Origin of the sequence: Sphingomonas sp. TREG-RG-20F-R18-01, from assembly GCF_022662475.1 — a bacterium.
Taxonomy (GTDB): Bacteria; Pseudomonadota; Alphaproteobacteria; order Sphingomonadales; family Sphingomonadaceae; genus Sphingomonas.
On sequence record NZ_JAKNQQ010000001.1, the window covers coordinates 19,025 to 32,591 of the forward strand.

13 protein-coding genes are annotated in these 13,567 nt (G+C 65.6%); 3 read left to right on the forward strand and 10 right to left on the reverse strand.

Annotation, left to right across the window (positions count from 1 at the left end):
* Positions 1 to 38: 38 nt before the first annotated feature.
* The 3 genes from L8K25_RS00085 to L8K25_RS00095 form a co-directional block, all read right to left on the reverse strand.
* Entirely contained in the window at positions 39 to 767 is a 729-nt protein-coding gene (locus tag L8K25_RS00085; RefSeq protein ID WP_242136889.1) for an alpha/beta hydrolase, read from the reverse strand.
* A gap of 95 nt (positions 768 to 862) precedes the next feature.
* The gene (locus L8K25_RS00090) at positions 863 to 1,159 is read right to left on the reverse strand and encodes an antibiotic biosynthesis monooxygenase (protein ID WP_242136890.1); all 297 of its coding nucleotides are present in this window, start codon (positions 1,157 to 1,159) and stop codon (positions 863 to 865) included.
* Between the two features lie 88 nt (positions 1,160 to 1,247).
* Positions 1,248 to 1,955: a peroxiredoxin-like family protein gene (locus L8K25_RS00095; RefSeq protein WP_242136891.1), complete on the reverse strand. Its 708-nt coding sequence runs from the start codon at positions 1,953 to 1,955 to the stop codon at positions 1,248 to 1,250.
* 124 nt (positions 1,956 to 2,079) lie between these two features.
* Between L8K25_RS00095 and L8K25_RS00100 the strand changes: the two genes are divergently transcribed.
* Positions 2,080 to 2,967, forward strand: coding sequence for a LysR family transcriptional regulator (locus tag L8K25_RS00100; RefSeq protein ID WP_242136892.1), 888 nt, complete (start codon positions 2,080 to 2,082; stop codon positions 2,965 to 2,967).
* Positions 2,968 to 3,139: 172 nt separating this feature from the next.
* On the opposite strand, the gene L8K25_RS00105 is transcribed toward L8K25_RS00100, so the two are convergent.
* From L8K25_RS00105 to L8K25_RS00115, 3 genes are read right to left on the reverse strand one after another with little or no spacing between them, the layout of a single operon-like run.
* Entirely contained in the window at positions 3,140 to 4,714 is a 1,575-nt protein-coding gene (locus tag L8K25_RS00105) for an efflux transporter outer membrane subunit (RefSeq protein WP_242136893.1), read from the reverse strand.
* Positions 4,715 to 4,717: 3 nt separating this feature from the next.
* Entirely contained in the window at positions 4,718 to 7,924 is a 3,207-nt protein-coding gene (locus L8K25_RS00110; protein WP_242136894.1) for an efflux RND transporter permease subunit, read from the reverse strand.
* Between the two features lie 6 nt (positions 7,925 to 7,930).
* A complete protein-coding gene (locus tag L8K25_RS00115) occupies positions 7,931 to 9,118 on the reverse strand; it encodes an efflux RND transporter periplasmic adaptor subunit (protein WP_242136895.1) in 1,188 nt (395 codons plus the stop codon).
* Positions 9,119 to 9,284: 166 nt separating this feature from the next.
* On the opposite strand from L8K25_RS00115, the gene L8K25_RS00120 reads away from it, so the two are divergent.
* Entirely contained in the window at positions 9,285 to 9,809 is a 525-nt protein-coding gene (locus L8K25_RS00120; protein WP_242136896.1) for a TetR/AcrR family transcriptional regulator, read from the forward strand.
* 314 nt (positions 9,810 to 10,123) lie between these two features.
* Here L8K25_RS00120 and L8K25_RS00125 read toward each other — a convergent pair whose 3' ends face one another.
* On the reverse strand, positions 10,124 to 10,444 hold the full coding sequence (locus L8K25_RS00125; protein WP_242136897.1) for a hypothetical protein: 321 nt from the start codon (positions 10,442 to 10,444) through the stop codon (positions 10,124 to 10,126).
* A 289-nt stretch (positions 10,445 to 10,733) separates the two neighbouring features.
* On the opposite strand from L8K25_RS00125, the gene pncA reads away from it, so the two are divergent.
* The gene (pncA, locus tag L8K25_RS00130) at positions 10,734 to 11,384 is read left to right on the forward strand and encodes a bifunctional nicotinamidase/pyrazinamidase (RefSeq protein ID WP_242136898.1); all 651 of its coding nucleotides are present in this window, start codon (positions 10,734 to 10,736) and stop codon (positions 11,382 to 11,384) included.
* A gap of 39 nt (positions 11,385 to 11,423) precedes the next feature.
* Here the strand turns inward: pncA and L8K25_RS00135 are convergent, their stop codons facing one another.
* Genes L8K25_RS00135 through L8K25_RS00145 form a run of 3 tightly spaced genes read right to left on the reverse strand, consistent with a single transcriptional unit; the run spans position 11,424 to position 13,554 of the window.
* Positions 11,424 to 12,665 (reverse strand): MFS transporter, encoded by a 1,242-nt coding sequence (locus L8K25_RS00135; protein WP_242136899.1) that lies wholly within the window; start codon positions 12,663 to 12,665, stop codon positions 11,424 to 11,426.
* A complete protein-coding gene (locus L8K25_RS00140) occupies positions 12,662 to 12,991 on the reverse strand; it encodes a hypothetical protein (protein ID WP_242136900.1) in 330 nt (109 codons plus the stop codon). The genes L8K25_RS00135 and L8K25_RS00140 overlap by 4 nt, the downstream gene beginning before the upstream one ends.
* The gene (locus L8K25_RS00145; RefSeq protein ID WP_242136901.1) at positions 12,991 to 13,554 is read right to left on the reverse strand and encodes an isochorismatase family protein; all 564 of its coding nucleotides are present in this window, start codon (positions 13,552 to 13,554) and stop codon (positions 12,991 to 12,993) included. The genes L8K25_RS00140 and L8K25_RS00145 overlap by 1 nt, the downstream gene beginning before the upstream one ends.
* Between the last annotated feature and the right edge of the window lie 13 nt (positions 13,555 to 13,567).

Consider the following 13,567-nt stretch of genomic DNA (forward strand, 5'->3'; position numbering starts at 1 on the left):
CGGACCACCGTGCCGCCCAGCCGCCCAGCCGCACCCCGTCAGCTTGCCATTGCGCGGGCCGCCTGCGCGATCACATCGACCACGACCTCCGGGAACGTCACGGGGATTGCGTGCGAGGATTGCAGTTCGATGACCTGCGCCCCGGCGCGGTCGGCCTCGAACGCAAACTCGGCCTGCGGAATGACGGGGTCCAGCAGCGGTCTGATCTGCCAGCTCGGTTTGCGCATCCAGGCGGCCGCTGTCAGTTTCTCGTCGAGCGCGGCCAGGGCAATCGGGCGCTGGGTCGCGATCATGAGGGCGAGTTTGTCCTCAGCTACGTCGGCGGCGAGGAGATAGCCGTACCGGTCGGCCTTGACGACGAGGTCGGTCCCGCTGGTACCGTCGGGCAAGGTGAAGGGAATAAGATCGACCGACGCGGCGAAATCACCCCCGGGAAACCGTTCGAGACAATCGTTCGTCGATTCCCCCGCCGCGGGCATCGGCGAGCCTGCGTAAATGAGTCCCTTGACCTTGGGATCGTCCCCAGCCTGGCTGATGACGGCGCCGCCGTAAGCGTGCGATACGAGGAGGATGGGGCCCTCGATCGTGTCCAGCAGGCTGCGGAGGTAGGCGGCGTCGTGCGCCACGCCCCGCAGCGGATTCGAGAAGACCTTGGTCGCATAACTGTCGCGCTGAAGCCGCTGGATTACGCCATGCGTCCAGAGCGACGAATCTTCGACCGCGCCGTGCACGAGCACGACCGTCGGTTTTGCTGGTTCGATGTCCACGGAAATTCCTTTCGAAGCGTCTTACGCATAAAGGACGGGCGGCTGGCGTCGCCTTCGCGCCAGGCCGCCCGAGATCGGCATCCCATGCCCACGCGTTACTTGTGGGCGATGACTTGCAGGCGGTACATTTTGGATTCCGCGAACAACCCGCCCGCCTTTTCGACGAATTCCTGTCCCGCCGGGCCATTCAGATGGGCTTCGCGCGCGGCCTCGTCGGCGAACGTGTCGAACACTCGGTAGACTCCCGCTTCCCCCTCGATCCCCGCCGCGTGCCATGTCAGGGTCCCGGGCTCGCCTTTCACCAGCGAGGCTTCCTTCGCGAGAAATGCCTCGACGTCTGCTTCCTTGCCGGGTTTGGCCTTCATCTCGATCAGTAAGGCGACCGTGGTCATTGCTCTATTCCTTTGGTTGACAGGAGCACGCGGTCGCGTGCAGCCAGCCGGTTGGCTTTCGTCGTCAACGCCGTTCCGTGGGGTGAAATCAGGCGGCGTGCTGGCGTGCCAGCTGTTCCAGGACCGGGAACATCGCCGAGGGCTCGGGTCGCCGCGTGTAATCGCCATTCACTTCGGCGTAAGCGATCGTTTCGTCCTGCCCGATGACGTAGCGGGCGGGCATCGGCAGGGTCCAGCTGTCCTCGCCGTTGAACTGCGGCAGATCGGCGCCGAGCGTCCGGTGCGCCACCCGAAGATACTCCGGCAGCGTCCACCGCAAATTGAACTGCGCGGCGACGTCGCCGCCATGATCGCCCAAAATCGGGAAGCCGAGCCCATTCTGTCGCTGCGATTTGCGGCTGTTGGGCGCCAATTGCTGGGAGATCGCCACCAGGCTGGCGCCTGGCGCTTCGATCTCGGAACGGACCGCTTCAAGCGCGGTCAGCTCGAAATTGCAGTACGGGCACCAGACGCCGCGATAGAAGCTGACCACCAGCGGCCCGTGGGCAAGCAGCGCGGCGGACGAGACCGGATTGCCGTCCGGGTCCGGCAGGGTGAACGCCGGCGCCATGTCCCCGACCTTCAGTGCGCGATCCGGTGCGCCCGAAGCGATCAGTTCGTCGACCGAGCGATGCAGCGCCTCGACCGCTGCCGAGGGCGCAAGTCGCGTATCGAATTCGACCTTGAAGGCATCGAGCTTGCCTTGCAGCGGCAAGTCGGACTGCAAGATATGAGCGAAGGTTTCCTGGAAGTTCATCTAGCGTCTCCTGGCGGATCAGCACCGTCGCTGCCGTGACGCCCAGATGCGCCATGCCATGGCATTGCAGTAGAACCGCCGAAGCAATAAGACTTATTCGACTGCGGAATAGGTAGTAGGTTGAATGGATCGATTGCATGCGATGGAAGTCTTCGTCCGTGTCGTCGAAACCGGTTCTTTTTCGGCCGCCGCGCGGGATTTGCGGATCGGCCAACCCAACGTATCGAAGTTGATTGCGGCGCTCGAAGAGCGTCTGCAGGTGCGGCTTTTGGTCCGCACAACGCGCCAACTGCATACGACCGAAGCGGGACAGGCCTTTTACGAACGGGCGCGCCGCACCCTCGAGGAAGCCCATGAGGCGGAGACTGCCGCGCGCGGGCTGGGCAAAGGGCTCGACGGGCGGCTGCGCGTCAGCGCCCCCGTCACGTTCGCACGATTGCATATCATCCCGAAAATTGGCGAATTCCTCGCCGCCCATCCCGATCTGCGCGTTGATTTCGTCCTGGACGATCGCTTCGTCGATCTGATGGGCGAGAACATCGACGTCGCGCTTCGCGGGGGCGAGCTGGCGGACTCGAGCCTGACCGCACGAAAGCTTGCGACCTGCCCACGGCTGGTCGTGGCAAGCCCCGCGTACCTGGCGCGAATGGGTACGCCGTCCACGCCGACGGCCCTGCTCGAACACACGGCGCTCGTCTACACCCAGGGTCTGATCGCCGAGGAGTGGCGCTTTCAGCACGCAAGCGGGGATGCGTCGGTGCGGATCCCCACCCGGCTGTCGTTCAGCGCGGCCGATGGCGTTCGGGAGGCAGTCATCGCCGGCCTTGGCCTTGCGATCAGCCCGCGGTGGCTCATGCAACCCGAGCTTGAAAGCGGAAGCGTCGTTGCCGTGCTGGCAGACTGGAAGCTGCCCAACGCGGACTTGTGGGCGCTCTTCCCGACGGGGCGGCTGCCGACGGCCAAGGCACGCGCGTTCGTTAGCTGGTTCGAGGCGACGTTCCCAAAGACCTAGCGCGCCCCTGGACGGCGCTGGCGTACAGCCTGGCAGCGGCCGCATTTTACCCACTACTACTCTGGCAGCCGGCTGCGTATGCGCCGCATTGCGTCAGGCCTGGATGCCGTTTCCGAGCGTATCGACCGTCCGCCCGCGCGGCGGGAGATCCGGCGCCGCCCGTCCTCGGCGGCTACAGACCCTGCGCCCCCGCCGGGGATTCGCGGCGTCGGGCGGCGTCCTGCGCGGGACTGCGGTCTGCCGGATCGAGCCCACCGCCGAGCGACCGATACAGCTCGACCAGATTGCTTCCCTGGTTCAGTCGCGTCGTGACGAGCTGCTGCTGCGCCGCATACGCCGTCCGTTGGGAATCCAGGGTCGTCAGGAACGATTCCACCCCCGCCCGATACCGCGCATCCGAGATCCGCAAGGCCGCGTTCGCGGCATTCACGCGCGCGGTCTGCGCCGCGACCTGCTCGTCGATCGTCCCGCGCTGCGCGAGCGCATCGGCGACTTCGCGAAACGCGGTCTGCACCGTTCGCTCGTAGGTCGACACCGCAATCTGCTGCTGCGCGCGCGCGACCTGCAAATTACCGCGCAACCGACCGCCGTCGAACAGCGGGAGCGAGATCGCGGGCGCAGCGGTATAGGTGAAGCTCCCCCCCGAAAAGAGGCCGCTCAGCGCCGGGCTGATCGTCCCCAGGGTGCCGGTGAGCGAGATGCTGGGGAACAGGGCAGCGCGGGCCGCCCCGATATTGGCATATTGCGCGATCAACTGGTGTTCGGCCTGCAGCACGTCGGGACGGCGCAGGAGGACGTCGGACGCCAGGCTGGCGGGCAAGGTCTTGAGCGCGGCCTCGCCATTCCCCAACCCTTGCGGCAGCATCTGCGGGGTTACCGGGGCGCCGACCAGCAGGTCGAGCGCATTCTTGTCCTGCGCCAAACGGGTTCGCAGCACCGCGATGTCGTTGCGCGCCGCTTGGTACGTCGTCTCCGACTGGCGCGCCTCGAGTTCGGACGCGACACCGATGCGGAACTGCGCGCGGGTCAGTTCCAGCGATTGCTCGAACGACTTAAGCGACTCCTGCGAGATGCGGAGCTGGTCCTGGTCCGACGCATAGGTCAGCCATGCCGTCGCGATTTCGGCGATCAGCGTGATGCGGGTCGACCGCTGCGCCTCTTCGGTCGAGAAATACTGTTCCAGCGCCGCGCGGCTGAGGTTGCGCAAACGACCGAACAGATCGATTTCGTACGCCGAGACGCCGAGGTTCACCGAATAGAATTGATAGTTGGACGACGACGAACCCACCCCGGCGCCAACGCCGGTACCACCGGTGCTTCCCGTGCCCGTGCCCGTGCCTGTTCCGGTGCCAGTGCCGGTCCCCGAGGACCCGGCGAGCGCGCCGCTCGCGCCCTGGACGTTGTTGGTATAGGTCGCCGACCCGGACAACGTCGCCGAGGGAAGCAGGTCAGCCCGCTGGATGCGATATTGCGCGCGCGCCTGCAGTACGTTGCCGGCCGCAATCCGCAAATCGCGATTGTTGGTCAATCCCAGCGCGATCGTATTGCGCAGTCGGTCGTCCGTGAAGAACTCCCGCCAGCCGATCTTCGTGATGTCCGGCGCATCCGTCGGCGCCACCGGATACACGCCACCTGACGGTAGCGCTGCAGGGACTTCCCCCAGCGGGCGGACGTACTTCGGTGCGAGGTTGCAGCCGGCCAGTACCGTCGCGCCCAGCAGGCCAAGGACGATCTTGCTGTTCAACATCACTCAGACTCCCTGCGACGGCGCGGGCTCATGCCCCGGCTCGCCATCATCGTGTCGATCGCCGTTCGGCCGGCGATCGTTCGCCTTTGGCTGGTCGGGCTGTTGGCGGCTGAACAGGCGCATGACCACGACGAAGAACATCGGCACGAAGAAGATGGCCAATACGGTCGCCGACAACATGCCGCCCACCACCGCGCGACCGATGGCATTCTGTCCACCCGCGCCTGCCCCGCTCGAGATCGCAAGCGGAAACACGCCGAAGATGAAGGCCAGACTGGTCATCAGGATCGGCCGGAGACGCAGCTTCGCCGCCTCGATCGCCGCATCGAACGCGCCCAGCCCGTGCCGCATCTTCTCCTCGGCGAACTCGACGATCAAAATCGCGTTCTTTGCCGACACACCGATGGTCGTGATCAGACCGACCTGCAGATAGATGTCGTTGTTGAGGCCGGTCAACGTGGCGGCGAGCAGGGCGCCGACGATCCCGAGCGGAACCACCAGCATGACCGAGATCGGTACCGACCAGCTTTCATACAGCGCGGCAAGGCACAGGAAGACGATCATCAACGACAAGGCGTAGAGCGCCGGTGCCTGCCCGCCGGACAGCTGCTCCTCATAACTCAGCCCGGTCCAGTCCAGCCGCGTCCCCGGCGGCAGCTTGGCCTGCATGTCCTCGACCGCCTTCAGCGCCGCACCGGACGACACGCCAGGCGCCGCCTGTCCCAGGATCTCCATCGACGGCTGCCCATTGTACCGGGTCAACTGGGTTGGCCCCTGGTTCCAGGACACGTCCGAAAAGGCGGAGAACGGAGCCATCGTGCCATTGGCGCCGCGCACATAGAGCTTGCCGATATCGTCGGGAGCCATCCGGTAGGGTGAGTCCGCCTGGATATAGACACGCTTGACCCGACCGCGATCGATGAAGTCGTTCACGTAAGAACCACCCCACGCCGTCGCGATCGTGCTGTTGACCGAGGCCAGATCGAGGCCGAGCGCACCCGCCTTGTCCTGATCCACATTCACCTTGAGCTGCGGCGCATCGTCGAGCGAGTTGGGGCGGACCCCGACCAGCGACTTGTTCTGGGATGCCATTCCGAGCAGCTGGTTGCGCGCAGCCAGCAGCTTGTCGTGACCGATCCCGCCCTCGTCGACCAACTGGAGATCGAACCCGGTCGCGTTACCGAGCTCCTGCACCGCCGGCGGGATGACCGCGAAGATCAGCCCGTCGCCATATTTCGCGAACGCGCCCATCGCACGACCGACCACCGCCTGCGCCTTGTTCTTGGCGCCCGGGCGATCCTTCCATTCCTTCATGGGAATGAAGGCGATGCCGCTGTTCTGGCCCTGGCCCGCGAAGCTGAAGCCGTTGATCGTATAGACACCCCGGATTGCATCGCCGGCATCGCCGAGGAAGTGATCGCGCACCAGATCGAGACCCTTCTGGGTCCGTGCGGACGTGGCGCCGGGCGGCCCCTGAACCAGCGCGATCATCACGCCCTGATCCTCGTCGGGCAGGAAGCCGGTCGGAAGCCGTGCGAACAGCAGGATCATCCCCGCGACGATCAGCGCGTAGACGATGAGCGACCGGCCCCAGCGGCTGGCGGTGGAACGCACGCCGCCTTCATAGCGGGCGCGGCCACGGTCGAACTTGTCGTTGAACCAGCGGAAGAACCGCGCCAACGGGCCATTGCCCTGCCCCTTGTCGGGATCGTGCGGCTGGAGGATCGAGGCGCACAGCGCCGGGGTCAGGATCAGGGCGACCGCAACGGACAGGACCATGGCCGACACGATCGTGATCGAGAACTGGCGATAGATGACACCGGTCGACCCGCCGAAGAACGCCATCGGCAGGAACACCGCCGACAGCACCACGGCGATGCCGATCAGCGCGCCGGTGATTTCCTCCATCGACTTGCGCGCCGCTTCCTTGGGCGAGAGGTGCTCCGTGGTAATCAGCCGCTCGACATTCTCGACCACGACGATCGCATCGTCGACCAGCAGGCCGATCGCGAGCACCATGCCGAACAGCGTCAGCGTGTTGATCGAGTAGCCGAAGGCGGCGAGCACCGCGAACGTCCCGGTCAGCACGACCGGAACGGCGATCGTCGGGATCAGCGTCGCGCGCCAGTTCTGCAGGAACAGGAACATCACGAGGAAGACGAGCACCACCGCCTCGACCAGTGTCTCGACCACCTGCTCGATCGACAACCGGACGAACGGCGAGGTGTCGTACGGGAAAATGACCTTCACGTCCGACGGGAACTGCTTGGCGAGCGCGTTGACCCGCGCCTTGACCGCGACTACGGTATTGAGTGCGTTTGCGCCCGGCGCGAGCTTGATGCCGATGCCCGAAGCGGGCTTGCCGTTCCACTGCGCGGAGAAGGCATAGTTTTCTGCGCCGATCGCGACGCGAGCAACGTCGCCCAGCCGCACGATCGACCCGTCAGGACTGCTCTTCAGGCGGATCTTGGCGAATTGCTCGGGCGTCGTCAGCCGCGATGACACGGAGACCGTGGCATTCAGCATCTGCTCCTTGGGCGCCGGCTGCGCGCCGATCTGCCCGGCGGAGACCTGTGCGTTCTGCGCCGTGACCGCGGCGGTCACGTCGCTCATCGTCAGCGCGTAATTGTTGAGCTTGATCGGATCGACCCAGATCCGCATCGCATATTGCGAGCCGAAAATCTGCGTATCGCCGACACCGGCAACGCGCGACAGCGGATCGGCGATTTTCGACGCGACGATGTCGGCGAGATCGGCGGCGTCATGCTTGCCGTTCTCGGAATAAAGCCCGACGAACAGCAGGAAGTTCTGCGTCGCCTTGGCCACGACGATGCCTTGGCGCTGGACTTCCTGCGGCAGCAGCGGCGTTGCGGCCTGCAGCTTGTTCTGGACCTGGACCTGGGCGATGTCCGGATTGGTGCCCTGCTCGAAGGTGAGCGTGATCGTCACCGTGCCGGCGGACGAGGAGGATGCCGAGAAGTAGCGAAGGTGATCGATCCCCTTCATCTGCTGCTCGATGATCTGGGTCGTCGTGTTCTCGAGCGTCTGGGCGTCAGCGCCCGGATAGTTGGCGGTGATGGAGACGGCGGGCGGCGCGATCGCCGGGAACTGCGCGATCGGCAAGGTCCGCAGCGACAGGATGCCGGCGATGACGACCATCACGCCCAGCACGTAGGCGAAGATCGGACGATCGATGAAATAGCGTGACATGGCTGTTTATTTCGCCTGTGCCTGCGCCTTACCCGGCTGCGGCTGAGCACCGGCGGGTTGGGCGTTGGGGTTCCATGGCTTGCCCTGAACGGGCATGCCGGGGCGCAGCATCATGCCACCCTCGACGATGACCTTGTCGCCAGGCTTGAGGCCGCTCGTCACCAGCCAGTTCGTGCCGATGGCCCGGGTTGCCTGCAATGAGCGCATCTCCACCTTGTTTCTGGCACCGATGACCATGACGGTCGGCAGCCCCTTTTCGTCTCGGCTGACCGCCCGCTGCGGAACGAGGATGCCGTTGGCCTGCGTACCCTCGACGAGCGATGCGCGAACGAACATGCCCGGAAGCAACAGGCCGTTGGAATTGGGGAACAGCGCGCGGATGACCTGCGACCCGGTCGACGGATCGACGGTGACGTCGGCAAAGCGCAGCGTTCCCTGCGGGCCATATTCGCTGCCGTCCTCGAGCTTCAGCTTGACGCGCGCATTGCCGTCGCGCGTCAGCTGGCCGCTGAGGATCTGCTGCCGGAGCTTGAGCAGGTCGGCGCTGGACTCCTGAATGTCGACATAGATCGGATCGAGGCGCTGGATCGTCGCGAGGGCGTTGGTCTGCGATGCCGAGACCAAGGCGCCCGTCGTATAGACCGATCGTCCGATCCGCCCGGTGATCGGCGCCCGGATGGTGGTGCGGGCCAGGTCGATCTGCGCGGTCCGCAGTGCCGCCTGCTGCGCCGCCACATCGGCCTGCGCCTGTGCGGCGGTGGTCTGCGCGTTCTCGAATTCCTGCCGCGCGATCGCGTTGATTTTGACCAGTTCGCCATAGCGGCGCGCCAAAGCGGCGCTCGAGGCGATGCTGGAGCGGGCGCGCGTCAAAGCAGCGCGGGCGCTTGCGACCTGTGCTTCATAAGGTGCCGGGTCGATGCGATAGAGCCCCTGCCCCTTGTGGACGACGTCGCCCTCGACGAACAGGCGCTGGAGCACCAGGCCGTTGACCTGCGGTCGCACTTCCGACGTCTCGAACGCGGACGTCCGTCCGGGCAGCTCCGTCGTCAGCGTGATCGGTTCCTGCCGCACCTCGACATAGCCAACCGGCGCGGGGCCTTGCGGCGCCTGCTGTGGCTGCTTCGCACCGCACGCCGCCAGTGCGAGCAACGCGCTTGATGCCAACACACAGCTCATCAGCCGATTGGAGGACATAAAATTTCCCGCTTGAAAAAAAGTATGAGAGCGATCACTCACGATTGGCGTCGTTAGACGTGCCAGTTGCATGCGTCAATAAGGCATGAGAGAGGACCCCGGATTGTCGACTGTCGAATGCCCGCCCGCCTCGCGCGCAGAATTGCGCCGACACAATATCAAGGCGGTGGCGCGTCGACTGTTCGTGGAACACGGTTTCCATGCGACTGGCATCGCCTTGATCGCGCGTGAGTCCGGGGTGGCCGTTCAGCAACTGTACCGGGATTTTCCCTCCAAGGAGGACATCATCGCTGCAATTGTCGAGGCGGACTGCGAGAAGTTCGCGGACCTGACGACGCTCGACCAGGCGCTGGCGACGAAGAACCGGGACGGGATCATGTCTTGGCTGACGTCTGCGACCTGCCGCCAAGAGGAGGAGAGCGACCGCCTGTTCCTGGAAATCGCGGCCGAAGCATCCCGCAACCAACGGATCAGCACGATATTTTCCGACATCCGCAAAACCATGTCGGAAAACATCAGCCGCGCCTTTGCGGGTCTGGCCGGAAGCGACATCGTGAGCATGCAGCACCGCCTGCTGGCGGAAGCCTTCATGATCGTGTCGATTGGATCGGTTTGCACCCAGGCGCTCCATGGCGGAAACGTCGCGACCGCAAGCCAGAAGCTGATACGCTGCCTGATCAGCAGCGACTAGATCGCGGCTGCCGTTCATCCGGCCCGGGTTTGACCGATCAGCGGATTGGCGCCTTTGACGAAACCACGATCTCGTGCAGCGAGGGGATGCCCGCAAAGGTTCGGGCGCTGTGCGAAGATCACTCGCCGTCCGACCGTCACCCGGGCGAAAGCCGGAGCCGTGTGGTTACCCGGGCGCGCCGGCGCGATCGAGCGCCGCACCGTCGGTTGCGTCGGGGCGACGGTAGCGCGGTACAGCGACTTTCGCCGCGATCTCGCCAGGCGACGGTCCCTCGCCTCGGTTACGACCCGTGCCGAGGCGAGATGCCGGCGAGGCTAGCAGTCGACCCGGTCCATCGGTTTCTCGAACGCGAGCGCGTCGGCCGAGCCCACCGCCTGATCGCCGGCGAACAGTCGGTCGAGCCGGGACCGCACGTCCTGCTTGTGCGCCGCATTGCAGACCGCGCGCGGTGCGCTTCCGATGATCTCGTCGCCGATGGCACTTTTGATCCGCTCGATCGCTTGGGACTCGAGCAGGCCCGCCTGCTTGAGCTCGATACACAATTGTACCAGCCCCACCGCCGTCGCCTGCGCACGCAGCCCTACGTTCGACAGATCGTAATGCATCCTCTTTTGCTTTTCATCGATACCGGGCATTGCCACGCTCCTTTCCGCAACAGACTACGCCTATTGCGCAAGGGAGCAAGCGGCTGCGATCGAGGCCGAATGCACCCCTGGCACCATCCAGCCAAACGGGTTGACGGCGTTGCTCCAACTGCCTCGCAGAAGCCGGGTTGACGCGGCGAGCGAACGCCAAGCTCGTCGGCACCAATGACGCAATCAGCGCGACGCTGTACGGAGAGCCGTTCAGCGCGCACGAGGCGTCAGGAACATTATCGTCACGGGCCATCCTCGCAGCGGCCTGTCAGCTTTGCAGGAGACGACGTTGGATATCGCGCAATTCGCCGGGGACGAAGCCATCAAAGCGTCGGATGCTCTCGTCATCGTCGATCCGCAGATCGATTTCTGTCCCGGCGGCCGGCTGGCAGTTGCGGGCGGGGACGAGATCATGGCCGGGATCGCGCGGCTCACCCCGCATTTCGAGCACGTCGTGGTCACGCAGGACTGGCATCCGGCCGGCCACCAGTCGTTTGCAAGCAGCCATCCCGATCGGCAGCCCTTCGATACCGTGGCGATGCCCTATGGCGACCAGGTCCTGTGGCCTGATCATTGCGTTCAGGAAACAGCCGGCGCTGCATTCCATCCCGGCGTACAGGATGCCATCAGCCGCGCCCACCTCATCATCCGCAAGGGGTACAACCCACAGGTGGATTCCTACTCGGCGTTTTTCGAGAACGACAAGGTGACGAGGACGGGTCTGGCCGGCTATCTGCGCGACAAACAGGTTCGCCGGTGCGTGTTCGTGGGGCTGGCCTATGATTTCTGCGTTGCCTGGTCGGCGCTCGATGCCCGGCGCGAGGGCTTCGAAGCATCGATCCTGACGGACTTGACCCGCGCGATCGCCATGCCGGTCCAGGGGGGAACCACCGTCGACGCGGCGGAAGCGCAGTTCCGTGCCGCAGGCGTTCGGTTCTGAGCGGTCGCGGATAAAGCGTGGTTCGGCCGGACTTTCCAATCAGCGCTCTTCGCTCGCCCCTCCGCGAGCCCGCCGGCTGCCGAAGATGAAGACCATCGCGACGATCGCCGCCGCGAACCCCGCGGCCGCACCCACGCCGAGCGCCCAGCGCGGTCCCCAATGGTCGGCGACCCATCCCACGATCGGGGCGCCGATCGGCGTTCCTCCGAGCGCGACGCCGATGCGCAGCGCCATCACCCGGCCGCGCATGGCCGGTTCGGTCGACAGCTGCATCACCGTGTTGGTGGTGTTCGTAAACGTCAACGACGCCACGCCGATCACCACCAGCGCTGCCGCGAAGAACCAATAGCCCGGCGCGACCGCTGCCAGCGTACAGCCGACCCCGAAAAGGCCGGCGCCCGCCAGCAGCGCGGCAAAGCCAGGCCGCTGACGTCCGGCGCTCAGCAATGCGCCGCTTACGGTCCCGATCGCCATGATCGACGATAACAGCCCGTATCCGCCCGCTTCGGCATGGAACACGCCAACCGCCATCGTGGAGATGAAGATCGGGAAATTCAGGCCGAAGGTTCCGATCAGGAACAACATGACCAGGATCGCCTTGAGATCGCGCCGCGACCAGACATAGCGCAACCCCTGGCTGAAGCTTCCGGCCGTGCGGCGCGCGCGCGGGTGGGGATGCAATTCGCGCACCCGCAACGCCGTGAGGGACAGGAGCACGGCAACGAACGAAACGCCGTTGAGCAGGAACGCCCAGCCCGTCCCGACGGCCGCGATCACCAGACCCGAGATCGCCGGGCCGATCAGGCGGGCGGCGTTGAATGACGTCGCGTTGAGCGCGACGGCGTTGGCGAGGTCGGCATCGCCGACCAGCTGCGCCACGAACACCTGTCGCACGGGTGCATCGAATGCGGCCGCGCTTCCGAAGAGAAAGGCAAAGACATAGACGTGCCAGAGCTCGACCAGACCGCTGACGGTGAGGACGCCGAGCATCAGTGCGAGCACAGCCATCGCCGTCTGCGTCGCGATCAGGAGCTTGCGTTGGTCGAGATGATCCGCTGCAAAGCCGGTCCAGGGCAGCAGCAGAAATTGCGGGCCGAATTGCAGCGCCATGACGATGCCGACCGCAGCGGCGCTGTGCTGTGTCAGCACCGTCAGCACGAGCCAGTCCTGCGCGGTACGCTGCACCCACGTACCGACGTTGGAGACGAACGCCCCGCCGACCCACAGCCGGTAATTGTAGCCGCGCAGCGACCGGAACAGGCCCGTCGCCGGAGCGCTCAAGAAGGCTCCGGCGAGGCACCGCCATGGAAACGCCCGAAGTGCCGCGCCGCGAACAGGCCGATTGCCAGCATGCCGAAGCCGAAGCATGCCGCGTGCGCTGCGTTCCGCCCGTCGAAGACTCCGACCTCCGCCACCAGCAGATAGCAGAGGACGAGATTGGCAAAGCCCCACAACACGTTGACGGTCGACGAGGAGAGCCCCTCGCCAGACGGCGTGGCGAAGGGGCTCTGGAACGCACGCCCCGTCATGCCGCTGACGACGTGCGGGATCGCGTTCGCCAGAAAGGCGCCCCCCAAGAAATAGGCCGGCAAATAGAGCCAGGGCATCACGCTGTCCTTTCCAACAGGGCGAGGATCGCGTCGGTCGAGCCGGTCTCGCCCAGCCGCGGAAAGACGGCGCGCATCGTGTAATCGTGCGCATCGGCGCGCGCGTCGGTCATTGCATCGGTGGCCAGCGTGACGTTGAAGCCCTGCTCATAGGCCTGCCGCGCGGTCGCCTCCACGCCGGTTGCCGTCGCGACACCGGTGATGACCACCTGCGTGACGCCAAGCCAACTCAGTCGCGCGGCGAGATCGGTCGTGGCGAACGCCCCCCAGCTCTGCTTGGTGACGAGGATGTCGTCCGGCTGCTGCCCGAGTTCGGGCACGAGCGCGGCGAAATCGGCGGGCCACGCGGCCATGTCGCGCCGCGGCTGCTCGGTCCGGCCCGGCGCAGCGCCGGTGACGGTGACGAGGACGACCGGCAGACCGCGGGCGCGAAACGCATCCGCCAGCGCTCTGCTGCGCGCGATCACCCCGGCGATGGGATGCGCGAGCGGGCCGCCGACGATCCCCTTCTGGAGGTCGACAATGATGAGCGCGGTCTTCGGATCGAGCGCGGTGAGCGCCATGCGATGGTCCTTT

What these genes read in the sequence shown, in the direction of transcription:
- L8K25_RS00090 (WP_242136890.1), bottom strand. Translation starts at nt 1,159, where the DNA reads ATGACCACGGTCGCCTTACTGATCGAGATGAAGGCCAAACCCGGCAAG.
- L8K25_RS00095 (WP_242136891.1), bottom strand. Translation starts at nt 1,955, where the DNA reads ATGAACTTCCAGGAAACCTTCGCTCATATCTTGCAGTCCGACTTGCCG.
- L8K25_RS00100 (WP_242136892.1), top strand. Translation starts at nt 2,080, where the DNA reads ATGGATCGATTGCATGCGATGGAAGTCTTCGTCCGTGTCGTCGAAACC.
- L8K25_RS00105 (WP_242136893.1), bottom strand. Translation starts at nt 4,714, where the DNA reads ATGTTGAACAGCAAGATCGTCCTTGGCCTGCTGGGCGCGACGGTACTG.
- L8K25_RS00110 (WP_242136894.1), bottom strand. Translation starts at nt 7,924, where the DNA reads ATGTCACGCTATTTCATCGATCGTCCGATCTTCGCCTACGTGCTGGGC.
- L8K25_RS00115 (WP_242136895.1), bottom strand. Translation starts at nt 9,118, where the DNA reads ATGTCCTCCAATCGGCTGATGAGCTGTGTGTTGGCATCAAGCGCGTTG.
- L8K25_RS00125 (WP_242136897.1), bottom strand. Translation starts at nt 10,444, where the DNA reads ATGCCCGGTATCGATGAAAAGCAAAAGAGGATGCATTACGATCTGTCG.
- L8K25_RS00140 (WP_242136900.1), bottom strand. Translation starts at nt 12,991, where the DNA reads ATGCCCTGGCTCTATTTGCCGGCCTATTTCTTGGGGGGCGCCTTTCTG.
- L8K25_RS00145 (WP_242136901.1), bottom strand. Translation starts at nt 13,554, where the DNA reads ATGGCGCTCACCGCGCTCGATCCGAAGACCGCGCTCATCATTGTCGAC.